This is a genomic window from Rothia nasimurium (genome assembly GCF_049068285.1).
Classification (GTDB): Bacteria; Actinomycetota; Actinomycetes; order Actinomycetales; family Micrococcaceae; genus Rothia; species Rothia nasimurium_I.
This window is the reverse complement of sequence record NZ_JBLKPV010000010.1, coordinates 1-22,948: the sequence shown is the minus strand read 5'-3', so window position 1 is coordinate 22,948 and position 22,948 is coordinate 1. Positions and strand designations below refer to the sequence as shown.

The following is a 22,948-nucleotide window of genomic DNA, read 5'->3' as shown; positions in this document are numbered from 1 at the left end:
CAGTTTTAGAAAGAAGCAATCGACTCATGCAGGTACATAAGTACGACGTCGTCATTATCGGCGCAGGCGGCGCAGGTATGCGAGCCGCTATCGAAGCTGGCCAGCGTGTACGCACCGCAGTGCTCACCAAGCTCTACCCCACCCGGTCCCACACCGGTGCAGCCCAGGGCGGTATGTGTGCAGCCCTGGCCAACGTTGAAGAGGACAACTGGGAGTGGCATACCTTTGACACCATCAAGGGTGGCGACTACCTGGTAGACCAGGACTCCGCTGAGGTCATGGCTAAGGAAGCTATTGACGCGGTCCTTGATCTTGAAAAGATGGGTCTGCCCTTCAACCGCACCCCCGAGGGCCGCATCGACCAGCGTCGCTTCGGCGGCCACACCCGCGACCACGGTAAGGCCCCTGTGCGCCGCGCCTGCTACGCAGCAGACCGCACCGGCCACATGATTCTGCAGACCCTCTACCAGAACTGCGTCAAGCACAACGTTGAGTTCTTCAACGAATACTATGTCCTTGACCTGGTTATGGTTGAGGACGAAAACGGTGTTCGCCGCCCTGCAGGTGTCGTCTCCTACGACCTGGCCACCGGTGAAGTCCACGTCTTCCAGGCTAAGAGCGTCATCTTCGCCTCCGGCGGCTGTGGCAAGATCTTCAAGACCACCTCTAACGCCCACACCCTCACCGGTGACGGTATGGCCATTGCCCTGCGCAACGGAATTCCGCTAGAGGACATGGAGTTCGTCCAGTTCCACCCCACCGGCCTTGCCGGCCTGGGCATCCTGGTCTCTGAGGCAGCCCGCGGTGAAGGCGGTATTCTGCGTAACTCCGACGGTGAACGCTTCATGGAGCGTTACGCCCCCACCATTAAGGACCTGGCCCCCCGCGATATCGTCGCCCGCTCTATGGCCAACGAAGTCCGCGAAGGCCGCGGCTGTGGCCCCAACAAGGACTACGTCCTGCTGGACCTCACCCACCTGGAACCGGCCCACATCGACGAGAAGCTCCCGGACATCACCGAGTTCGCCCGCACCTACCTGGGTGTTGAGCCCTACACCGAGCCTGTCCCGGTTTTCCCCACCGCCCACTACGCCATGGGTGGTATCCCCACCAACATCAAGGCTGAAGTCCACGCCAATTCAGAGGACATCATCCCCGGCCTCTACGCCGCTGGTGAGGTTGCCTGCGTGTCCGTCCATGGCTCCAACCGTCTGGGCACCAACTCCCTGCTCGACATTAACGTCTTCGGCAAGCGGGCCGGTATCTACGCAGCAGAATACGCAGCCTCAGCTGACTTCCTGCCTATCCCCGACGACGCAGCCGACTCCACCCTGAACCTGCTCAACCAGATTCTGACCGGTGAAGGCACCGAAAAGGTCGGCCAGCTCCGCAAGGAACTGCAGGATGTCATGGACGCCGACATGCAGGTATTCCGCACCGAAGCGACCATCCACAACGCCGTCAACAAGATCGTTGAACTCGAAGAGCGCTACAAGAACATCCAGATCCAGGACAAGGGCAAGCGCTTCAACCTGGACCTACTTGAAGCCGTTGAGCTGGGCTTCCTGCTAGAACTGGCCAAGGTCATGTCCGTTGCGGCCCTGCACCGCAAGGAATCCCGCGGTGGCCACTTCCGTGAGGACTACCCCGACCGCGACGACGCTAACTTCATGAAGCACTCAATGGTCTACCTAGACGAGAACGCTGAGATGGAAGGCATTAAGGGCCTGCGCTTCGACACCAAGCCCGTCACCTTCACCCGCTACGAACCGATGGAGCGTAAGTACTAAAATGGCTGATTTTGAAGCACGTGAACCCGAATCCAAGGTTGAGCTGAAGTCTGAGTCAGGCGAAGCGGGCGCTATCCCCACCTTCGACGTGACTGTCCAGGTCCGCCGCTACAACCCTGAAATTTCATCCGAGGCCCACTGGGATGAATTTAAGCTGACCATGTACGGCACCGACCGTGTGCTCGACGCCCTGCACAAGATCAAGTGGGAAATCGACGGCTCCCTATCCTTCCGCCGCTCCTGTGCCCACGGTATTTGTGGCTCCGACGCGATGCGCATCAACGGCCGCAACCGCCTGGCCTGCAAGACCCTGCTCAAGGACCTGGACCTGTCCAAGCCCATCACCGTTGAGCCCATCAAGGGTCTGCCCTGCGAAAAGGACCTCATCGTTGATATGGAGCCCTTCTTCCAGGCCTACCGCGAAATCATGCCCTTCTTGGTCAACGACACCAACGAACCCGAGCGTGAACGCCTCCAGTCCCAGGAAGACCGCGCCCGTTTCGATGACACCACCAAGTGCATCCTCTGCGCCGCCTGTACCTCATCCTGCCCCGTCTTCTGGACCGACGGCCAGTACTTCGGCCCGGCAGCGATTGTGAACGCCCACCGCTTCATCTTCGACTCCCGAGACGATGCAGGTGACATGCGCCTGGAGATCCTCAACGACAAGGAAGGTGTCTGGCGCTGCCGCACCACCTTCAACTGCACCGAGGCTTGCCCCCGCGGTATTGAAATCACCAAGGCAATCGCTGAGGTCAAGCAGGCAATCCTGGCCCGCTCCCTCTAAGCATCTGTGAAAAGTCGCGTTCCCCCTCCACCGGGGAACGCGACTTTTTTGCATGAGGGGCTACTCTATATACATGACGTCCACACCCTACGCCGCGCAGACCCTCAACCTGGGGTCCCCCATTTTCGCCCCGCGCCTCCGTTCCCTGCTGCCTGACCTCGTCAAGTTCCGGCGTAACGTCCACCAGAACCCCGAACTCTCCTACCTGGAGAACAAGACGACAGAGCGGATTTTCCGTACCCTCACCGAGGCCGGGCTTGCCCCCAAGCATCTGAAGGGCACAGGCTGCTACGTCGATGTAGGGGAGGGGCCCATGGCTGTTGCCCTCCGCGCTGATATTGATGCCCTGCCCATCCAGGAAGTCACCGACCTACCCTACGCCTCCTGCGTTGATGGGGTCATGCACGCCTGCGGGCACGACATCCACCAGACCGTCATGCTGGGGGTTGCCATTGCCCTGCACCGCCTGCACCAGGAGATTCCCTTGGGCGGTACCGTCCGCGTCATCTTCCAGCCAGCCGAAGAGCAGCTGCCCGGCGGGGCCGTGGACGTCATCGCCCAGGGAATCCTTGAGGGCGTGCCCCGGGCCTTTGCCCTCCACTGCGAACCCAAGGTGGACGTCGGCAAAATTGGCACCCGCATCGGGGCTATCACCAGTGCTTCTGACACCATCAAAATCACCCTCAAGGGCCGTGGCGGCCACACCTCCCGCCCCCACCTGACCGAAGACGTCATCTACGCCCTCTCCCAGATCGCTATCAACGTCCCGGCTGTGCTCTCCCGCATGACGGACGTCCGCTCGGGCGTGCTGGTAGCCTGGGGACAGATAGAGGCCGGGGTTGCCCCCAACGCCATCCCCTCCACCGCCTTTCTGGCCGGAACCATGCGCTGCCTGGATGCGGACGTCTGGAAGCAGGCCGGGACCATGCTAGATGACATCGTTGAACAGATCGCGGCCCCCTACGGGGTAGACGTGGAACTGGAGCACTACCGGGGGGTTCCGCCGTCCGTTAATACGGAAGATGAAGTGGCCATGATTGAAGCCGCCTCCCGGGCTGAGCTGGGGGAGGACTCGGTGGTGCTGGTGGAGCAGTCCATGGGCGGGGAAGACTTCGCCTGGATGCTGCAGGAAGTTCCTGGCGCCCTGATCCGGCTAGGAACCCGCACCCCCGGCGGGACCACCTTCGATCTGCACCAGGGCGATTATGCCCCGGATGAACGCTGCATCGAGTACGGGGTGCAGGTCATGGCAGCTACCGCCCTGCGGGCCATCCGCACCGAACTGGCTTCCCGCGCCTAAGCCGGGCCAGATCTCGGTTCCTCCAGTAACCCCTGCCCTGTCTGCCCGCCAGACCGGCCAGGGGCATATCTGTGGGAAAATAACCAAGAGCTGTGATTAATTAGCAAGAAGGTGTATTAGCCGTCACGGAAAATCGGGCAAGAGCGGGGTGAAAGGGAACGTGAATCACACTAAGATGTGTTGTGTTACGCAAAATTAACCCCGGCGCGCCACACTCACACACAGGTGCTATGCACAACCGGCAACCCGGGCCGCATGAAAAGGACCTCCATGGCTCTCTCCCGTAAGCACATTGCTTCCACCGGTTCAATCCTCGGCGTTTCCGCCCTGCTGCTGGCCGGCTGTGGCGCAGCCCCCGAAGCCTCCACCTCAGCCTCCGGCGACGCAGCCGACTACCTGGGTTGCATCGTTTCCGACTTCGGCGGTTTCCAGGACAAGTCCTTCAACCAGAACTCCTACAAGGGCCTGAAGGATGCTGTTGCAGAATACGGCATCGAGTACAAGGAAGCAGAATCCAAGGCTGAGCCCGACTACGTTCCTAACCTCGATGCCATGGTCCAGAATGGCTGCAACATCACCGTGACCGTCGGCTTCGGCCTGGCTAAGGCAACCGCAGAAGTTGCAGAAGCCAACCCCGACCTGCACTTCACCATCGTTGACGACAGCTCCATCGAACTCGACAACGTCCGCCCCATCGTCTTCGACACCGCCCAGGCTGCCTTCCAGGCTGGCTATGTAGCTGCCGCCCAGACCAAGACCGGTAAGGTTGCAACCTACGGCGGCATGGAATTCCCCACCGTCACCATCTTCATGGACGGCTTCGCCCAGGGTGTTGCCTACTACAACGAGCAGAAGGGCGCTAACGTCGAGGTCCTCGGCTGGAACACCGAAGCTCAGTCAGGCACCTTCACCGGTGACTTCGAAGACGCCTCCAAGGGCAAGACCAACACCCAGAACTTCCTGGACCAGGGCGCTGACATCATCCTGCCCGTCGCAGGCCCCGTTGGTGTAGGTACCCTCGAAGCAGTCAAGGAATACAACGCCACCAGCCCCGAGAACCCCGCCTCCGTCGTCTGGGTTGACGCTGACGGTTTTGAAACCAACCCCGAATTCCAGGACATCATCCTGACCTCCGTCATGAAGAAGATGGACGCAGCCATCACCGAAACCATCAAGGCTGACATTGACGGCGCCTTCACCTCCGAGCCCTACATCGGCACCCTGGAGAACGACGGCGTTGGCCTGGCCCCCTTCCACAACTTCGACTCAGCTGTATCAGCAGAAACCAAGGCTGAACTCGACAAGATCAAGGAAGACATCATCGCCGGTACCATCAAGGTTGAAACCGCAGGTTCACCCACCAAGTAAAGGTACCGTTAGCGTCAGCTAACACACCGAACGGCTCACACTCCCTGTCAGCAGATAAGGGGTGTGAGCCGTTTGTCTGGTCAAGCAGCCCCACCCCAGCGGCCCACCCCCGCAGCACAGGAAACCCTTACCCGGCCTAACCGTTAAAGGGCAGAACCCGCTAAACTAGGTAGGCACAACCCAACTCGCACATCGCGCGCAAGGCCGCGGCGTGCCGTCCGGTTCTCACGAGAAAGCCACCCCATGAAACTCGAACTGCGTCAGGTCACCAAACGCTTTGGTGACTTCACAGCTAACGACAGTATCGACCTGACGGTCAACCCCGGAACAGTCCACTGCCTCCTGGGCGAAAACGGCGCGGGTAAATCCACTCTCATGAACGTCATCTTCGGCCTCTACCAGCCCACAGAAGGCCAGCTCTACATTGATGACAAGCCCGTCAACTTTAACGGCCCCTCAGACGCCATGGCCGCCGGAATCGGCATGGTCCACCAGCACTTCATGCTCGTGCCCGTCTTCACCGTCGCTGAAAACGTTGCCCTGGGATCTGAATCCATCAAGGGCGGCACCCTGGACCTTGAAACCACCCGCCAGAAGATCCGTGAGATCTCAGACCGCTACGGCTTTGCCGTTGACCCCGACGCCATCGTCGAAGACCTGCCCGTTGGTGTGCAGCAGCGCGTCGAAATTATCAAGGCCCTGGTGCGCGATGCTGAAATCCTGATTCTTGACGAGCCCACCGCCGTCCTGACCCCGGCTGAAACCGACCAGCTACTCGGTATCATGGACCAGCTCCGCAAGGACGGAAAGTCCCTGCTCTTCATCTCCCACAAGCTCCGTGAAGTCCGTGAGATCTCAGATGACATCACCGTCATCCGCCGCGGTAAGGTAGTAGGCCACGCTGACCCCTCCATGTCCACCACCGAGCTGGCCTCCCTCATGGTCGGCAAGGCCGTCCAGCTGACCGTCGATAAGGACGAAGCCACAACCAACGACAAGACCTTTGAGGTCAAGGACCTCACCCTGGTGGCTAGCAACGGCGTGCCCCTGCTCAAGGACGTGACCTTCACCGTCCGCGGTGGCGAAATCCTCGCTGTTGCCGGTGTGCAGGGCAACGGCCAGACCGAACTGGCAGAGTCCATCATCGGCCTGCACCCCAAGTCCACCGGCTCCCTCAACCTCAACGGCAAGGAACTGCTGGGCATGACCACCAAGCAGGTGCTGCGTGCTGGCGTCGGCTTCGTACCCGAAGACCGCAGCAAGGACGGCCTCATCGGCTCCTTCTCTATCTCAGAGAACCTGATTCTCGACCTCTTTGACACTCCTGAATTCTCCTCAGCCGGTACCCTCAAGCGCAGTGCCATCTCAGCCAACGCAGACCGGGCAGGTAGCGAATTCGACATCCGTATGGGATCCAAGGAGCACACCGCCTCCACCCTTTCTGGCGGTAACCAGCAGAAGATCGTCGTAGCCCGCGAACTCTCCCGCCCCCTTGAGCTCTTCGTCGCCTCCCAGCCCACTCGCGGCGTGGACGTTGGCTCCATTGAATTCATCCACAAGCGCATCGTCGCTGAGCGAGACAAGGGCGTGCCCGTTATCATCGTCTCCACCGAACTGGACGAAGTCTACGGCCTGGCAGACCGCATCGCCGTCTTCTTCCACGGAGAACTCATGGGAATCGTCCCACCCGATACCCCCCGCTCCGTCCTTGGCCAAATGATGGCAGGTGCAACCTACGACGAAGCCCTCGCCGCAGCCGCCCAGGACGAGATTCCCAGCGCCTCCCACGCCAAGCACCTGGCCACCGAACCCACTACCCAGGCAGAAGGAAAATAAGCCGTGAGCGACCAGAAGCCCGCCGCCCAGCAGAAGACACCTGCCCAGGCCGCAGAAACCCCCCAAGCCCCGGCAACCGCCGCCCAGCAGACCGTCCCCACCGAGAAGCCCTCAACCTTCGCCCGCATTGCAGGCGGCGGTATTGGCCTCTCCATCGGGGCAGCCCTTGCAGCCTTTATTGTCGGCGGCATCCTGATTGCCTTCACCGACCCGGCAACCCAGGCCGCCTCCAAGTACTTCTTTGCCCGGCCCCTGGACACCATCAGCGCAGCCTGGTCAGCAGCCTTTGACGCCTACCTGGCCCTGCTGCAAGGCTCCGTCTACAACCCCAACGGCCGAAACTTCGCCCAGCAAATCCGTCCCATCACTGAGACCCTCACCGTCGCGACCCCCCTCATCTTCGCGGGTCTAGCCGTCGCCCTCTCCTTCCGCGCCGGCCTCTTCAACATTGGTGCCCAGGGCCAGGTGATTCTCGGTGCCATCGTCTCAGCCTGGGTAGCAATCAACGCAGGCCTGCCCCTCATCGCCATGATCCCCCTGATCCTCATCAGCGGTATCCTCGGCGGCGCCATCTGGGGTGGCATTATCGGCGTCCTCAAGGCAAAGACCGGAGCCCACGAAGTCATCCTGTCCATCATGATGAACTACATCGCAGCCAACCTGCTGGTCTACCTCCTGAAGACCCCCGTCCTGCAGGCTGAGGGCAGCTCCAACCCCATCTCAGAATCCCTGGAGAAGAACGCAATCTTCCCCCTCCTGCTCGGCCAGCCCTTCCGCCTCCACATCGGCTTCCTGGTAGCCCTTGCAGCCGTAGCCTTCGTCTCCTGGTTGCTCAACCGCTCCACCATCGGCTTCCGCCTCCGCGCAGTGGGCGCCAACCCCAACGCCGCCCGCACCGCCGGTATCTCAGTTGCCTCCGGCTACATCATCGTCATGGCCATCTCCGGCGCCCTGGCCGGTCTAGCCGGTGCAACCCAGGTTTCCGGCACCGAAAAGGTCCTCACCCCCGGTATCGCAGCCTCCCTCGGCTTCGACGCCATCACCGTAGCCCTCCTGGGCCGCTCCACCCCGCTTGGCACCTTCTTCGCTGCTCTCCTCTTCGGCGCCTTTCGTGCAGGTGGCGTGTCTATGCAGGTCAATACCGGTACCGCAATTGACATCGTCCTGGTCCTCCAGGCCCTGATCGTCCTCTTTATCGCCGCACCCCCGCTCGTCCGCGCACTCTTCCGCCTACCTGACCCCAGCGGCAAACCCAAGAAAAAGTCCACCCAGAAGAAGGCCGTGGAGGCATAACCATGAGCGTAGAGTCAACCCCGGCACCTGCCACCGCAACCAGCACCGAAACCCTCGCCGTCAAGAACTGGAAAAACCCAGTCATCTACAGCGTCCTCGGTATTCTGGCCTCCCTCCTCATTGTCCTCAAGGCCCCCAAAGCCACCATCACCCTCAAATACGCTGATGGGGTCAGCTGGTTCCAAGCCGCCCCCCTCAACATCAACCCCGTGATCTACGGCTGGGTTGCCGCTATCATCATGCTCGGCCTTGCAGGCTACGCCCTGGTCACCACCAACGCTGGCAAGCTCCTGCCCCGCTGGATAGCCCCCCTCTACTGGTTTGCCTTCGCCACCGGACTCCTCGTCTGGGCAATCGCCTCCACCACCAAACCAGAACTCTCCCTGGTCTCCCTGCTCAACGGTGCCCTGCTGCTCTCCATCCCCATGATCTTCGGCTCCATGGGTGGCCTGCTCTGTGAACGCTCCGGTATCGTCAACATCGCCATCGAAGGCCAGCTCCTGCTGGGCGCCTTCTCCGCCGTCCTGGTAGGCTCCATCACCAAGAACGCCTGGATTGGCCTCATCGCAGCAATCATCGGTGGCATGCTGGTCTCAGCGATTCTGGCCTCCTTTGCCATCAAGTACCTGGTTGACCAGGTTATTGTCGGTGTCGTGGTCAACGTCCTCGTTTCAGGTCTTACCGGCTTCCTCTTCTCCCGTGTGCTTGAGCCTAACGCCACCACGCTCAACTCGGCCCCGCGCCTCCCGGCCTTTGCCATTCCCGGCCTCTCTGAAATCCCTATTCTGGGCCCCGTCCTCTTCAACCAGAACGTTTTGGTCTACCTCATGTACCTTGTGGTAGCAGCTATCTGGTTCGCCCTGAACAAGACCCGCTGGGGCCTGCGCACCCGAGCCGTCGGTGAACACCCCAAGGCCGCTGACACCCTGGGCGTTAACGTTAACCGCCTGCGTGCCACCAACGTCCTGCTGGCCGGTGCCGTAGCCGGTATGGGCGGTGCCTTCTTCACCTTGGTCTCCGTCTCCTCCTTCAACTCCGATATGACCGCCGGCCAGGGCTACATCGCCCTCGCCGCCCTCATCTTCGGCCGCTGGACCCCCATCGGAGCCCTCTCCGCAGCCCTGCTCTTCGGCTTCTCCCTCAACCTGCAGTACGTCCTGTCGATCCTCGGCACCTCCGTACCGACAGAACTGCTGGCCATGCTGCCCTACCTGGTCACCATCTTCGCGGTAGCTGGCCTGGTCGGACGCTCCCGCGGCCCGGCTGCCGTCGGCACCCCCTACGTCAAGGAATAGGTCCGGACGGACGTGTGGCCGCCCCGCTTGCACAGCAAGGGGCGGCCACTGCCGTCTTAATATTCAACAGGAAAGATACCCATGACTAAACAAGATATTGACTGGGACCAGCTCACCGATGCCGCCACTGCAGCCCTAGCCAACTCCTACTCGCCCTACTCCAACTTCGCGGTGGGCGTGGCGGCCCTAACCACCGACGGGCGTCTGATTACCGGCGCCAATATCGAAAACGCCTCCTACGGGCTGACCCTCTGCGCCGAGTGCTCCCTCATCTCTGAGCTTTTCCGCACCGGTGGCGGAAAACTGGCTGCCTTTGCCTGCGTCGATAAGGACGGCAATGCCCTGATGCCCTGTGGCCGCTGCCGCCAGCTCCTCTACGAGCACAGCGCCCCCGGAATGCTCCTGCGGTCTACCAGCGGGGTGCTGACCATTGAGCAGATGCTCCCCGACGCCTTTGGCCCCGACAGGCTCAGCTAACCAAGCCCAACCTGTCATACTGGAACTAGAACACTTTTCACCAGACGAGAAGATACAAGGAGGCGGGCGGCCGAAGGTCCCCGCCCTGGAAAGGTCCCACCGTGAGCACCGAAGCTTTCGACGCAGTAGACATTATCCGCACCAAACGCGACCACGGAACCCTCACCAACGACCAGATCGACTGGGTGATTGACGCTTACACCCGCGGGGTTGTCGCTGACGAACAAATGAGCGCCCTGGCCATGGCTATCTTCCTCAACGGTATGAACCGCGATGAAATCGCCCGCTGGACCGACGCCATGATTCGCTCCGGTGAACGCATGGACTTTTCCTCCATCATCGGCCCCGGCAAAAAACTTGCTACCGCAGATAAGCACTCCACCGGCGGTGTCGGCGACAAAATTACCCTGCCTTTAGCCCCGCTGGTTGCCGTCTACAACGTCGCCGTCCCCCAGCTCTCCGGCCGGGGTCTGGGCCATACCGGCGGCACCCTGGATAAGCTCGAGGCGATCCCCGGCTGGCAGGCCAATATCTCCAACGAAAAGACCCTCGACATTCTCGGCTCTGTGGGGGCCGTAATCTCAGCGGCAGGCTCCGGCTTGGCTCCTGCCGATAAGAAGCTCTACGCCCTGCGCGACACCACCTCCACCGTCGAAGCGATTCCGCTCATTGCCTCCTCCATCATGAGTAAGAAAATTGCCGAGGGCACCGATTCTCTGGTGCTGGACGTTAAGGTTGGCTCCGGTGCCTTTATGAAGGACGCAGCCCGCGCCCGCGAGCTGGCTGAGGTCATGGTGGAACTGGGTGAAGGAGCAGGCGTTAAGACCAGCGCCCTGCTCACCAACATGGATACCCCACTGGGGCTGGCTGTTGGCAACGCCAATGAGGTGGCTGAATCTGTTGAGGTTCTGGCCGGTGGCGGCCCCGCCGACATTGTTGAACTAACCATTGAACTAGCCCGCGTCATGCTCCGGAACTCCGGTGTGGATGCTGACCCTGCCGAGGCCCTAGCGGACGGCCGTGCTATGGATAAATGGCGGCAGATGATTTCAGCCCAGGGCGGCAACCCCGATGCCCCCCTGCCCCAGCCCAAGGAAACCCACACCATTTACGCTGAGGCTACCGGTACCCTCACCCGCCTGGACGCCCTGGCCGTCGGCGTTGCCTCCTGGCGCCTGGGAGCGGGCCGGGCCCGTAAGGAAGATGCCGTGCAGCTGGCTGCCGGTATCAACCTGCACGCTAAGCCCGGTGACCATGTGACCGCTGGCCAGCCCCTGATGACCCTCATGACTGATACCCCCGAACGCTTCGACCGTGCCCTCGAATCCCTGGACGGCTCCTGGAGTATCGGTGGTACCTACACCCCCGTCGACACCATCATCGACCGAATCAACGCCTAACCTTCGCACCTCCAGAAAGAGAACACCATGGGAATCTTCAGCCGCAAGAAAAAGCAAGCAGAACCCGCCACCCAGGCAGCTGCCGCTACCCCCAAAACCACCGAGGTAGCTCCCCAGCCGATTCTGGGAACCGAAACTACCGAACCTTCCCCCGCCGTCCCTGCCGACCAGGTCCCTGCAACAGCTGAGGCTGGGATCCCTGCGGCCCCCAACGACCGAGACGTTTTGGCCCCCGCCCTGGCTGCTGAAACCGCTGCCGGCGCTGGGGCTGGTGAAACAGCCCCCGAACTCGGTGCGGGGTTGCGCTCCGTCGTTGCCCTCATGCGCTCTAAGGGAGAAGGGCAGGTCACCCTCAACCTGGTCCAAGAGGGCAACGATATGGACTACACCCTGCAGCTGCGCGGCCAGCAGATTGAAACAGGCCGTATTACCCCCGGTGGCGAGTGGTTCGAGGCTGTTGCTGACCTATACGTCGAAGAAAAGGAAAGCCCCCGAGGGGCCTTCACCCGGGCCCTGATCGTCGTGAGCCCCGATGTCAGCGGTAATTCGTCGGTGACCGCCTCCTTCTTGAACACTGACACTGGCAAGACCAGCAACACTAGCTACAGCCTGGCCACCGGAACCGGAACCGGAACCGGAACCGGAACCGGAACCACTGGCGTTCGGGATTCTGCCCAGGAGCAGACCAGCTCCCTTCCGTCATCGGAAGAAACTACCCGGGTATCGGAAGAAACTGCCCAGGCATCGGCAGCAACTGCCCCGGTCTCCTCAGCAAGCTCACCTGCCGGATCTGATGACCTGGCAGGGGAGGGCAAGGCAGAGAGCGCCCCTGAAACTGAGACTTCTGAAGCAGGTGAGGCTGCCGATTCTGAGACTCTTGAATCAGGTGCGGTTGCCGAAGCACCTGAGACTCCCGGTTCATCTGAGGCCCTCGATCCAGCCCAGGGGGCAGGGGGAGCTGAAACTTTCGAATCCCACGATTCCACCGGCTCAGCGCAGGCCCTAGCCTCACACGAAATTTCTGGCTCAGCCGAAACACCAGAGAACCAGCAGAGCCCTGCAAATGAATCAGCTACCGCACCTGCTTCTTCTGCACCGGCCGAACCGGCCGAACCGGCCGAACCGTTTGAATCGGCCGAATCTGCTGCACCCAGCACCGGCACCCCGGCGAGCCCTGCTGGGGCCGAGGCCTCAGAGGCTACCCCCGAAGGGGCCGTCGTCGCTTCAGCCGCTGCCCAGCACCCTGCCACCGCAACCCCCGCCCCCCAGCGGGGCGAGGACGACCTGCCCACCCACGTCGATGACTCCACCTTCATCGCAGAAGAAGCAGAAGCTCCTGACACTGCTGTTAGCACCCAGCCGGTAGCCTCAACCCACGTCCCGGCTCATGCAGCAGACAGCCCCGCCGACACCGCGTCCGAAAACTATGTACCGGCCCACAGCGCAACCCAGGCCAACCTGGATGCCCCCACCACCGGCCTGACCTACGACGTGGCCCCCTCCTTCGCCTCCACCGCCCCGGCTAAGCCCTCCGCCACCCAGAAGGCCGCCGGTAACCTGGTGCTCACCGAAGCAGAGGTCGTCGCCCGCTTCGCCCCCGTCTATGAGGCCCTGTTCGGCCCCGAAGGAACCGCCCGCGACGTCTCGACCGTCCTCATCCGGGTGCGAGCCCTGGGCTCCTACTACGACGCCCTTACCCATGTGCGCCGCAACGGTTTCTGGGAGCAGGTTCGCACCTTTGACCTGATCCCCGAAGAAACCCTGGCCATCCTGCAGCTCAAGGCAGACTCCTACAAGGAGGGCCACGGCTCCCCGCTGGCCATGACCATCCGCTTCACCCCCGGAACTCCCGTCGAAACCGCCTTCGACTACACCGATGAAGAGGCTTTCGTGCGCTACCCTGAGCGCCTGCCCGCCCAGCAGTACGTCGAAGAACTCCGCATGTTCCCGCGCACCGGCGACAAGATCCCGGCCCACCTCAACGAAGCCCTGGCTTCCTGGACCTTCTAGTTCCAGATTCTTCACCCACAGGACATCCGCCCCGGCCCCAGCCTCCCGACCAGGCACAGCCGGGGCGGTGGCCTACCCGGCCCCACCCCCACAAGGAGTACCATGACCGAGAACCAGCCCAACCTCACCTGGATCCAGCAGCTACCCAAGGTTTGCCTCCACGACCACCTCGACGGCGGCCTCATGCCAGAAACCCTCATTGAACTGGCAGCCCAGGTGGGGCACACCCTGCCCAGCACCGACCCACAGGAGTTGGCCGCCTGGTTTAAGGAAGCTGCTGATTCCCGTTCCCTGGAACGCTACCTTGAAACCTTTGAGCACACGGTGGCCGTCCTGCAGACCGCAGAGAACCTACGCCGGGTAGCCCGCGACCATGTGCTGACCCTGGCCGCTGACGGCATCATCTACGGGGAGGTGCGCTGGGCCCCTGAGCTCCATACCCGCGAAGGTCTTACCTACGGCCAAGCCGTTGAGGCCGTAGCCGATGGTTTCATGGACGGCATGGAGGAGGTGGGCCGGGCCGGGGGTCGGATCCTGGTCAACCAAATCCTCTGCGCCATGCGGCAGAACCAGAACTCGGTGGAGGTCGTCAAAACCGCCTTGAATTACCGCAACCTGGGGGTCGTTGGCTTCGATTTGGCAGGCCCCGAGGAGGGCTTCCCTGCCAGCCAGCACGCCGAGGCCCTGAATCTTGCTGCTGCGAACTTCCTGCCGGTGACCCTGCACGCCGGTGAAGCATACGGCCTGGAGTCTATCCAGGAGGCCCTGGTCACGGGCCGGGCCCTGCGACTGGGCCACGGCGTCCGAATCACCGAAGACATCACCGTCCGTACCCTTGCTGAACTTGACCCCCAGGGCGAGCTCATGCCCGGGGCTGACCCCAACCAGACCGTCCTGCAACTAGGGGCAACCGCTGAGTGGGTGAAGAACCGCCGGATCGTCCTGGAAACCTGCCCCTGCTCCAACCTGCAGACCGACGCTGCCGAGAAGGCCGGTAACGTCGGCCACCACCGTCCCTTTGAGCCTGCCCGCGAGCATGCCGACCACCCTGCTGCCTTACTCCTTCAAGCCGGCTTTGCGGTGACGATCAACCCCGATAACCGCCTGATGAGTGCCACCAGCATGAGCAGGGAATTCGCTGAGCTGGCACACCACCACGGCTTTGGCCTGCCCGACTTCTTTGAGGTTACCTACAACGCCATCAACGGGGCTTTTTGCTCCCACGATGAAAAGCAGGCCCTGATCCAGAGTGTCCAGACGGTCTACGCCCAGCTTGCCCTCCAAGAACAGCAGGGTCAGGACGGGGCTGGGGCAGCATCCGGGGCAGGTTCAGTAGATCCCGGGCAGGCTAGCTTCTAATGCATCAGGAAAATCTAGGCCAGGACAAGCTCCCTGCAGGGCAGGGGCTGGAATACCTCTTAGAGCTCTTTGCGACCCTACGAAACCCGGGAGGTTGTGCCTGGACAGCAGCCCAGAGTCACGCCTCCATCATGCACTACCTGGTGGAAGAGACCTATGAGGTCATCGAGGCTGTTGAAGCGGCTGGGGGAGTGGATTTACCGCTCTTAAAAGAAGAGCTGGGTGATGTGCTGCTGAATGTTATCTTCCATGCCCATCTAGCTTCTGAGGTGCCTGCTGAGCAGGGCGGCTTTGACCTGGCCGACGTAATGGAGGGGCTGGCGAAGAAGCTCATCCGCCGCAATCCCCACGTCTTCGGGGCCGGGGGAGCAGCAGGGCAGTTGAGCGCCCAGGATATCTACGACACCTGGGATGCCATCAAGCAGGCCGAAAAGCCAGAACGCACCGGCGTCCTGGACGGTATACCCCCTGGCCTGCCTGCGCTCGCGGCTGCCGCTGCCCTCCAGGGCAAGCTGGCCAAAGTGGGGGGTGGGTCCAGGGGCGAGGGGCAGGACGCTCCCGGCCCGGTTCCCCCCTTCACCTCCGAAGAGGAACTAGGTGCCTACCTTTACCAGGTGGTTGCCTCCGCCCGGGCTGCCGGGTTAGATGCTGAAAGGGCTCTTCGGGCCTATAACCGGGCTGTGACGGACGCTCAGGGTAGCTGAGGTTACAGCTGACGCTGGGTGTAATACCTGTTCATAGAAATTGCTGGGTGGGAGAATAGAAGGAGTTTGATGTTGTGACCGGTTGGTCATTAACCAACAAAACCTCACCTAGGGCAAAATTAGCGTGGGAATTGTTGAATTCCTGTGTGCTTATGTGGGTTTTTTGGTAGACTGAGAGCTATAAACGCGCCGGGGGCTTCGGCAAGAGCCAGTCCCCAGAGCAGCCCGCTCAGCGCTATACAGCCATCACCATTTTCTTATCCTCCAAGGAGCATATTCATGGCTTTGATTACCGCAGTTCACGCTCGTCAGATTCTTGACTCACGCGGCAACCCCACCGTTGAGGTAGAGGTCCTGCTCGAAGACGGCGCTTTCGGCCGCGCAGCAGTTCCCTCCGGCGCTTCCACCGGTGAATGGGAAGCAGTAGAGCGCCGCGACGGCGACAAGGCTGTTTACCTGGGCAAGGGCGTTCTCGGCGCTGTCTCAGCAGTCATCGACGAAATCGCTGAAGAAGTGATCGGCATCGACGCAACCGACCAGCGCGCAGTTGACGCTGCCATGATCGCCCTGGACGGCACCAACAACAAGGGCAAGCTCGGCGCAAACGCTATCCTCGGCGTTTCCATGGCCGTAGCTAAGGCCGCAGCTGAGTCTTCAGACCTGCCCCTCTACAAGTACCTGGGCGGCCCCAACGCTCACGTTCTGCCCGTTCCCATGATGAACATCCTCAACGGTGGCTCCCACGCTGACTCCAACGTTGATATCCAGGAATTCATGATCGCCCCCATCGGCTTCGACACCTTCTCCGCTGCCCTGCAGGCTGGCGTTGAGGTCTACCACGCCCTCAAGAGCGTTCTGCACGACCGTGGCCTGTCCACCGGCCTGGGCGATGAGGGTGGCTTCGCCCCCAACCTCGACTCCAACGCTGCAGCTCTTGACCTGATCATCGAGGCCATCGAGAAGGCCGGCTACAAGCCCGGTGAAGAGATTGCCCTGGCTCTGGACGTTGCTTCTTCCGAGTTCTACAACGACGGCGCTTACGAGTTCGAAGGCCAGAAGAAGTCTGCAGCTGAAATGTCTGCCTACTACGCTTCCCTGGTTGCTAAGTACCCCCTCGTTTCCATCGAGGACCCCCTGGACGAGAATGACTGGGACGGCTACAAGACCCTCACCGCCGAAATCGGCGACAAGGTTCAGATTGTTGGCGACGACCTCTTCGTAACCAACCCCGAGCGTCTGGCTCAGGGCATCGAGGGTGGCGCTGCTAACGCCCTGCTCGTGAAGGTAAACCAGATTGGTTCACTGACCGAGACTTTCGACGCTATGAGCATGGCTCAGCGCAATGAGTACCGTTGCATGGTTTCCCACCGTTCCGGTGAGACTGAGGACGTCACCATCGCTGACCTGGCTGTTGCTACCAACGCCGGCCAGATCAAGACCGGTGCTCCCGCCCGCTCCGAGCGCGTTGCTAAGTACAACCAGCTGCTGCGCATCGAGGAAGAGCTCGGCGATCAGGCTGTTTACGCAGGCAAGGGTGCTTTCCCCCGCTTCGCAAAGTAGTCTGCTCCCTCTCTAAGGTAAGAGAGTAAGGACGCCCGTGCCCCGGCCAGGTTGCCCCTGGCCGGGGCACTGCCCTTTAAGGACGAAGGCAGGAACTATACAGCGGGTGCTCAGTTCAGGCGGTAAAATAGGAAGCTCACGGACGAGAGGGCAGGAACAGCACATATGGCACGCACACCGGGTAAGAAACCCAACCCCATCGCAGCCTACTTCGGCTTCGGCACCCCGGCGCGGCCGTCCGCCCCCACTAAGAAGCCGGCTAGCAGGAAGCCTACCCGGTCGGCGCCTGCTGCCCCCAAAACCTTCGACCTCAGTAGGCCCCCTGCCCAGCCCAAAGCTGAGGAAGGCGGCCTGACAACCCCCGTAGCCGCCCACGCCTTTAGCGGCCACTTCATTACCCTGGCCATTGTGCTGGCGGTTGTTGCCCTCACTATTTACAACCCGCTGACCAGCTACATTAAGCAGAGCAACGAAATCAAGAGCGCCCAGGAGAACATTGCCGCGCTCGAAGCTGAAAAGCAGTCGCTTGAAGCCCAGGTGAGCTGGTGGCAGGACGACAACTTCGTCAAGCAACAGGCTAAAAGCCGCCTCTTCTACGTTGAACCGGGGGAGACCCCCTACCTGGTGGTCGGCCTTGATTCCACCCAGGGGCTGGCAGACGATACCAGCGCAGCAGCCCTGACCGCCCCCGAAGATTCTTGGACCACCAAGCTCTGGGGTTCTGTGCAACTGGCTGCCGAAGACACTTCCGTCAGCCCGCCCAGCCAGAGCAACCCTGAACCCACAGAAGGCAGCGAAAGTGCCGCTGCTACCGAGTCAGCCGAAGCCCCCGGAACCCCCACGGATCCAGGCACTGCCCCCGAGGCAGCACCGTCCGCAGGAACCAGCCCCGACAGCTCCGGCAGCCAGCCTGCCCCCACGACCCCCGCAGAACCTACCGGCCGGTAGGTAGACTAGAACTTAGACAGCCCCCAACCGAAGGACACCATGACCTCCCATCAGCCGCACGGCTTTGGCGTCACCGCCGAAACTCTCACCCCCACCGAGCTCGACCTCAAGGTGCTCTCAGCCCAGCTCGGCCGCACCGTGCGCGACGTGGTTGAAATCCCCGCCCGCTGTGTCTGCGGCAACCCCCTGGTCGCTGCCACCGCCCCGCGCCTGGCCAACGGGTCCCCCTTCCCCACCACCTTCTACCTGGCCCACCCCGTCATCACCGCCGCAGCTTCCCGCCTTGAAGCAGAAGGCGCCATGTACGAGATGACCGACGAAGTTGCCGACGACGAAGCAAAAGCGGCCGCCTACCGGGGAGCCCACGAGAACTACCTGGCAGAACGCGAACGCATCCGCGTCAAGGCCGGCCTAGAAGAGGTGCCCGAAATTGAGGGCGTTTCAGCCGGAGGTATGCCCACCCGCGTCAAGTGCCTGCACGCTGTGCTCGGCCACACCCTAGCTGTTGGCCGCGGTATCAACCCCTACGGGGACGCAACCCTCGACCTGATCACCGAGTGGTGGACCCCCGACACCTGCCACTGCGACCCCACCTGGCGCGACTAAGCCCAACCCCTCCCGTCCTGACCCCACAACCCCCAGGAGACCCCATGCGCGTAGGAGCTATCGACTGTGGAACCAACTCCATCCGCCTGCTCATCGCCGATGTTGAGATGACCGAAACCGGCCCCGTGCTGCACGAGCTAGAACGCCGGATGAAGATTGTGCGCCTGGGCAAGGGCGTGGACGCCACCGGCTGGCTGGCTAAGGAATCCCTGGACCGCACCTTTGCCGCCACCTCCGAATACGCCAACCTCTTGCAGGCCTACGGGGTGACCGACGTCCGCTTTGCCGCCACCAGCGCCACCCGCGACGCCGGCAACCGAAAAATTTTCATGGACGGCATCCGCGAGATCCTGGGGGTAGAGCCCGAGGTGATTACCGGCCGCGAAGAAGCCGAGCTGTCTTTTGCCGGGGCTGTATCTTCAGTAGGGAACACCGAAGCTCTGACCCTGGTCGTTGACCTGGGCGGCGGCTCTACCGAGTTCGTTCTGGGCAACAAGGACGGCGTTGTGGCAGCTAAATCTGTGGACATTGGCTGCGTCCGCATGACCGAACGCCACATCAGCTCCGACCCGGCCAACGTCACCCAGATTTCCCGCGTCATTGCAGATACCGACAAGGCTATTGCGACAGCCCTGTCAACCGTTGACCTGTCCAAGGCCGAACGGATTGTCGGGGTTGCTGGAACCGTCACCACCGTCGTCGCCCACACCCTGGGCCTTGACTCCTACGACCCGGCCCGGATTGACCGCGCAGAAATCCCTATCAAGGCTATCTCGAAGACCGCCGCCGATATGGTGGCCATGACCAGCGCCCAGCGGGCTGAGCTGCCCTACATGCATGAGGGGCGGGTCGATGTTATTCCTGCCGGGTCTGTGGTCTGGGCCCGTATCTGCGAACGTATCAGTGCTATCACCGGCGGTGCCATTACTACGGCTGTTGCCTCAGAAAAGGATATTCTCGACGGCCTGGCCCTCTCGGTAGCAGCCCGCGCTGACCACTAGAAACACCAGGTTGATGCCCAGACTGCGAACCTGTGCCGCCCTGACCGCCACCTGCCTGGCCCTGGCAGGTGGGGTTCTTGCGTCCGCCCATGCCACTACGGCACCTAGCACCAGTACCCGGCCTTCAGCATCGGCTAGCCCCTCAGCTAGCGCCCGGGCTACGGCCGTTCCGTCTGTTGCCACCGTGACCACCCCCAAGGGTGACTCGATCCGGGCCCGCCAATACTGGCTTACCGAGTACGGCATTAGCGACCTGTGGGACCAGGCCACCGGCAAGGGGGTGACGGTTGCCGTCATTGATACCGGCGTAGATGGCACCCACCAGGACCTCAAAAATAATGTCTCATCCGGCTACGATGCCTCAACCGGCACGACCAAAACTAAGGGCTGGAAGGGCCTGGGCCTGGAGCCAGAACACGGGACCCTGGTAGCCTCCGTGATTGCAGGGCACGGCCATGATGACGGAACCACCCCGGCAAACCCCGGAGAACCCGGTGAATCGGCAGGCATGATAGGGGTCGCCCCCGAAGCCACCATTTTGCCGATTTCCCTGGAGATGGGTACCGCTGAGGCTGGTGCCCGTTCCATTGATCAGCAGATTCCGGACGCCGTCCGCTGGGCTGTTGATCAGGGGGCAGATATTATCAACCTTTCTGTGGGCTCAGATAAGACCACCTGGCCCCAGTCCTGGGACGATGCCTTCACCTACGCCGAAGAAAAAGGCGTCGTTATCATTGCCTCAGCAGGCAACCGGGGGGCTGGCCTCACCCAGGTCGGAGCCCCAGCCACCATGCCTGGGGTTCTGACCGTCGGCGGTGTAGACCGCAACCGCAAGGACTCTCAAGAGTCTTCCTCCCAAGGCATTTCCATCGCCGTGTCTGCCCCTGCTGAGTCAATGATTGGGGCTATCCCCGATGACCGCTACGCCACCTGGTCTGGAACCAGCGCGGCCGCCCCGATCGTTGCCGGAGTCGCTGCCCTGATCATGGAAAAATACCCGGATTTGACCGGGGAACAGGTAATCCAGCGAATTATTGAGTCAGCCGACGACGCCGGGGACCCGGGGCGGGATGCCCTCTACGGGTATGGAATCCTCAACCCGGCCAAGGCCCTTGCCCAGAACATGCCTGACGATACCGACTCTAACCCGCTGGGATCAATGATCGAATGGGAAAAGGTCCACCGGAAGCATTCTGCTGAAGCTACCGAGAGCCCGAGCCAGGCCCCCGTGCATGAAGCCGGTGAAACTATCGAGGAGGTAGCGGCCCCTCAGCCGGTGAGGCCCGTTGAGGATTCTGGGATTTTGCCCTTCATTATTCTTGCCGCTTTGGCCCTCTGGCTGGGGATTATCAGCCTGGGCACGATCCGGCAGCTGAACCGGCTGGTCCGACGTTCCCGCCGCTAGGGGCCCTTTGCCGGTGGGGGAGGACGGCCGTGGCGAGGTGGATCCCGTCCGGCTGGTTTGGCGCGGTGGGGCAGATGAAGACCGTCTTCATCTGCCTTTCATTCGGTCGTCATAGGGGCCTGGAAGACTGGGGTATAACACCGCGCAACAGCTGAGAGCAAAAAATGCTCAAAACTATACTTAAGCCCTTTAAAAGTGGCAAGATAAGCATGGAGACTTTTTGCCGGGAGACCGGCTATCCCTATTGATAGGAAGAACAAACACGAATGGCATTCAATAAGATTGCACAGGACCGCCCTCGCGTCCTCATCGTCGGTGGCGGCTACGTTGGCTTCACCGTTGCTAAGAAAATCCAGAAGGTCATCAAGGAGTCAGGTGGCGTTGTTACCGTCGTTGACCCCAACCCCTACATGACCTACCAGCCCTTCCTGCCTGAGGTTGCCGCTGGTTCTATGGAGGGTCGTAACGCAACCGTTCCCCTGCGCCAGCACCTGCGTGATTCTGAGATCATCGGTGGTCGCGTAGTTGCTGTTAACCACGCGAACAAGACTGCCACCATTGAGCCCATCAACGCTGGCGAGACTTTCGAGCTGACTTACGACGAAATTGTTCTCGGCGCCGGTGCTGTCACCCGTGCCTTCCCGATCCCCGGCCTGGCCGAGGTTGCTATCGGTATGAAGACCGTTGAAGAGGCTGTTTCTGTTCGTAACTGGGTTCTGGAGCGCCTGGAAGTTGCCTCCATCGAGACCGATGAGGACGCTCGCCGTCGGGCCCTGACCTTCGTGATTGTCGGTGGCGGTTTCGCTGGTGTTGAAACCATCTCTGAACTTGAAGACATGGCTCGTGAGGCTGTTAACCGCAATGACCGTCTGCGTGTTTCTGACCTGCGTTTTGTCATGGTTGAAGCAGCCCCCCGCATTATGCCTGAGGTTCCTGCTGACCGCGCTGAGAAGGTTGTTGCTGAGCTGCGGGCCCGTGGCATTGAGGTTCTGCTGAACACTTCTTTGTCAGATGCAACTGACGGCCACCTGAAGCTGATTAACATGGGTGATAAGTCACCTGCTGGTGAGCTTGAGACTGACACCCTGATTTGGACCGCCGGTGTTGCAGCGTCCCCCATGCTGAAGGACACTGACTTCCCCATTGATGAGCGCGGCCGTGTGCGCGTCCAGGCTGACCTGCGTGTTGCTGGCGATGAGGGTGTTATTGAGGACGCTTGGGCAGCAGGCGACAACGCTGCTGTACCCGACCTCTCCGGTGGCGGCGTCGGTGGCTTCTGCGTTCCTAACGCCCAGCACGCTTCCCGCCAGGCTCTGAAGCTGGCTGAGAACCTGCTGGCTAAGCGTCGCGGCGAGGCCCTGACTGACTACTACCACGAGACTATCGGTGTTGTTGCCGGTCTGGGTCTGTGGAAGGGTGTTGCTAACTTCAAGGGTAAGACCATTGGTGGCCCTCTGGCTTGGCTGATGCACCGTGGCTACCACGGTACCGCTATTCCTACCACTGAGCGTACTGCTCGTGTGATGGCTACTTGGGCTCTGAACCAGATTTTCGGTCGTGATACTTCTTCGATCCGTCATCAGCGTTCACCCCGCCGTGCTTTCCAGCAGGCTACCGGTACTGCTCCTGAGAAGGCTAAGGCAAAGCTGTAAGCACTTTTCTGGTATAAATGTATAAGCGATTGCGCTCGCCGGTTTGCCCGGCGGGCGCCCGCTCTAGGCCCTATAGCCCAATTGGCAGAGGCAGAAGACTTAAAATCTTTGTGTTCCGGGTTCGAGTCCCGGTGGGGCTACAAAAAAGAGAGTACGT

Annotated in this window: 18 protein-coding genes and 1 tRNA gene; all 19 read left to right on the top strand. The window is 61.4% G+C overall.

The window, feature by feature from the left end; all coding sequences use genetic code 11:
* Nucleotides 1-26: 26 nt before the first annotated feature.
* The 19 genes from sdhA to ACMXX3_RS09200 all read left to right on the top strand — a co-directional run bounded on the left by sdhA (nt 27) and on the right by ACMXX3_RS09200 (nt 22,931).
* A complete protein-coding gene (sdhA, locus tag ACMXX3_RS09290; RefSeq protein WP_237189368.1) occupies nt 27-1,790 on the top strand; it encodes a succinate dehydrogenase flavoprotein subunit in 1,764 nt (587 codons plus the stop codon).
* 1 nt (nt 1,791) lies between these two features.
* Nucleotides 1,792-2,577, top strand: a complete 786-nt coding sequence (locus ACMXX3_RS09285) for a succinate dehydrogenase iron-sulfur subunit (protein ID WP_237189369.1) — start codon at nt 1,792-1,794, stop codon at nt 2,575-2,577.
* Between the two features lie 73 nt (nt 2,578-2,650).
* Nucleotides 2,651-3,877 (top strand): amidohydrolase, encoded by a 1,227-nt coding sequence (locus ACMXX3_RS09280; protein WP_421084434.1) that lies wholly within the window; start codon nt 2,651-2,653, stop codon nt 3,875-3,877.
* 270 nt (nt 3,878-4,147) lie between these two features.
* Nucleotides 4,148-5,245, top strand: coding sequence for a BMP family lipoprotein (locus ACMXX3_RS09275; RefSeq protein ID WP_421084433.1), 1,098 nt, complete (start codon nt 4,148-4,150; stop codon nt 5,243-5,245).
* Nucleotides 5,246-5,488: 243 nt separating this feature from the next.
* Entirely contained in the window at nt 5,489-7,081 is a 1,593-nt protein-coding gene (locus ACMXX3_RS09270) for an ABC transporter ATP-binding protein (protein WP_421084432.1), read from the top strand.
* A 3-nt stretch (nt 7,082-7,084) separates the two neighbouring features.
* Nucleotides 7,085-8,374, top strand: coding sequence for an ABC transporter permease (locus ACMXX3_RS09265; protein ID WP_421084431.1), 1,290 nt, complete (start codon nt 7,085-7,087; stop codon nt 8,372-8,374).
* 2 nt (nt 8,375-8,376) lie between these two features.
* Nucleotides 8,377-9,669, top strand: coding sequence for an ABC transporter permease (locus ACMXX3_RS09260; protein ID WP_421084430.1), 1,293 nt, complete (start codon nt 8,377-8,379; stop codon nt 9,667-9,669).
* 81 nt (nt 9,670-9,750) lie between these two features.
* Nucleotides 9,751-10,146: a cytidine deaminase gene (locus ACMXX3_RS09255; RefSeq protein ID WP_421084429.1), complete on the top strand. Its 396-nt coding sequence runs from the start codon at nt 9,751-9,753 to the stop codon at nt 10,144-10,146.
* Nucleotides 10,147-10,247: 101 nt separating this feature from the next.
* Nucleotides 10,248-11,546: a thymidine phosphorylase gene (locus ACMXX3_RS09250; RefSeq protein ID WP_421084428.1), complete on the top strand. Its 1,299-nt coding sequence runs from the start codon at nt 10,248-10,250 to the stop codon at nt 11,544-11,546.
* A gap of 27 nt (nt 11,547-11,573) precedes the next feature.
* Nucleotides 11,574-13,556, top strand: coding sequence for a hypothetical protein (locus ACMXX3_RS09245; RefSeq protein ID WP_421084427.1), 1,983 nt, complete (start codon nt 11,574-11,576; stop codon nt 13,554-13,556).
* Nucleotides 13,557-13,658: 102 nt separating this feature from the next.
* Nucleotides 13,659-14,915, top strand: a complete 1,257-nt coding sequence (locus ACMXX3_RS09240; RefSeq protein WP_421084426.1) for an adenosine deaminase — start codon at nt 13,659-13,661, stop codon at nt 14,913-14,915.
* Entirely contained in the window at nt 14,915-15,619 is a 705-nt protein-coding gene (locus tag ACMXX3_RS09235; RefSeq protein ID WP_421084425.1) for a MazG nucleotide pyrophosphohydrolase domain-containing protein, read from the top strand. The genes ACMXX3_RS09240 and ACMXX3_RS09235 overlap by 1 nt, the downstream gene beginning before the upstream one ends.
* Before the next feature lie 279 nt (nt 15,620-15,898).
* Entirely contained in the window at nt 15,899-17,179 is a 1,281-nt protein-coding gene (gene eno / locus ACMXX3_RS09230; RefSeq protein ID WP_421084424.1) for a phosphopyruvate hydratase, read from the top strand.
* A 165-nt stretch (nt 17,180-17,344) separates the two neighbouring features.
* Nucleotides 17,345-18,127 carry an FtsB family cell division protein gene (locus ACMXX3_RS09225; protein ID WP_421084423.1) on the top strand — a complete coding sequence of 261 codons (783 nt, stop codon included), beginning with the start codon at nt 17,345-17,347 and terminating at the stop codon, nt 18,125-18,127.
* A gap of 39 nt (nt 18,128-18,166) precedes the next feature.
* The gene (locus ACMXX3_RS09220) at nt 18,167-18,733 is read left to right on the top strand and encodes a DUF501 domain-containing protein (RefSeq protein ID WP_421084422.1); all 567 of its coding nucleotides are present in this window, start codon (nt 18,167-18,169) and stop codon (nt 18,731-18,733) included.
* 44 nt (nt 18,734-18,777) lie between these two features.
* Nucleotides 18,778-19,734 (top strand): exopolyphosphatase, encoded by a 957-nt coding sequence (locus tag ACMXX3_RS09215; protein ID WP_421084421.1) that lies wholly within the window; start codon nt 18,778-18,780, stop codon nt 19,732-19,734.
* 13 nt (nt 19,735-19,747) lie between these two features.
* Complete coding sequence (locus ACMXX3_RS09210; protein WP_421084420.1) at nt 19,748-21,139, top strand: S8 family peptidase; 1,392 nt, start codon at nt 19,748-19,750, stop codon at nt 21,137-21,139.
* Nucleotides 21,140-21,405: 266 nt separating this feature from the next.
* Nucleotides 21,406-22,791 carry an NAD(P)/FAD-dependent oxidoreductase gene (locus ACMXX3_RS09205; protein WP_421084419.1) on the top strand — a complete coding sequence of 462 codons (1,386 nt, stop codon included), beginning with the start codon at nt 21,406-21,408 and terminating at the stop codon, nt 22,789-22,791.
* A 66-nt stretch (nt 22,792-22,857) separates the two neighbouring features.
* Nucleotides 22,858-22,931: transfer RNA gene (locus ACMXX3_RS09200), tRNA-Leu, on the top strand.
* Nucleotides 22,932-22,948: the final 17 nt, after the last annotated feature.

Excerpts from the sequence above, each read along its gene's own strand:
- sdhA (WP_237189368.1), top strand. The coding sequence starts at position 27 with ATGCAGGTACATAAGTACGACGTCGTCATTATCGGCGCAGGCGGCGCA.
- ACMXX3_RS09260 (WP_421084430.1), top strand. The coding sequence starts at position 8,377 with ATGAGCGTAGAGTCAACCCCGGCACCTGCCACCGCAACCAGCACCGAA.
- ACMXX3_RS09225 (WP_421084423.1), top strand. The coding sequence starts at position 17,345 with ATGGCACGCACACCGGGTAAGAAACCCAACCCCATCGCAGCCTACTTC.
- ACMXX3_RS09210 (WP_421084420.1), top strand. The coding sequence starts at position 19,748 with ATGCCCAGACTGCGAACCTGTGCCGCCCTGACCGCCACCTGCCTGGCC.
- ACMXX3_RS09245 (WP_421084427.1), top strand. The coding sequence starts at position 11,574 with ATGGGAATCTTCAGCCGCAAGAAAAAGCAAGCAGAACCCGCCACCCAG.
- ACMXX3_RS09270 (WP_421084432.1), top strand. The coding sequence starts at position 5,489 with ATGAAACTCGAACTGCGTCAGGTCACCAAACGCTTTGGTGACTTCACA.
- ACMXX3_RS09215 (WP_421084421.1), top strand. The coding sequence starts at position 18,778 with ATGCGCGTAGGAGCTATCGACTGTGGAACCAACTCCATCCGCCTGCTC.
- ACMXX3_RS09220 (WP_421084422.1), top strand. The coding sequence starts at position 18,167 with ATGACCTCCCATCAGCCGCACGGCTTTGGCGTCACCGCCGAAACTCTC.
- eno (WP_421084424.1), top strand. The coding sequence starts at position 15,899 with ATGGCTTTGATTACCGCAGTTCACGCTCGTCAGATTCTTGACTCACGC.
- ACMXX3_RS09235 (WP_421084425.1), top strand. The coding sequence starts at position 14,915 with ATGCATCAGGAAAATCTAGGCCAGGACAAGCTCCCTGCAGGGCAGGGG.
- ACMXX3_RS09205 (WP_421084419.1), top strand. The coding sequence starts at position 21,406 with ATGGCATTCAATAAGATTGCACAGGACCGCCCTCGCGTCCTCATCGTC.
- ACMXX3_RS09285 (WP_237189369.1), top strand. The coding sequence starts at position 1,792 with ATGGCTGATTTTGAAGCACGTGAACCCGAATCCAAGGTTGAGCTGAAG.
- ACMXX3_RS09280 (WP_421084434.1), top strand. The coding sequence starts at position 2,651 with ATGACGTCCACACCCTACGCCGCGCAGACCCTCAACCTGGGGTCCCCC.
- ACMXX3_RS09255 (WP_421084429.1), top strand. The coding sequence starts at position 9,751 with ATGACTAAACAAGATATTGACTGGGACCAGCTCACCGATGCCGCCACT.
- ACMXX3_RS09240 (WP_421084426.1), top strand. The coding sequence starts at position 13,659 with ATGACCGAGAACCAGCCCAACCTCACCTGGATCCAGCAGCTACCCAAG.
- ACMXX3_RS09275 (WP_421084433.1), top strand. The coding sequence starts at position 4,148 with ATGGCTCTCTCCCGTAAGCACATTGCTTCCACCGGTTCAATCCTCGGC.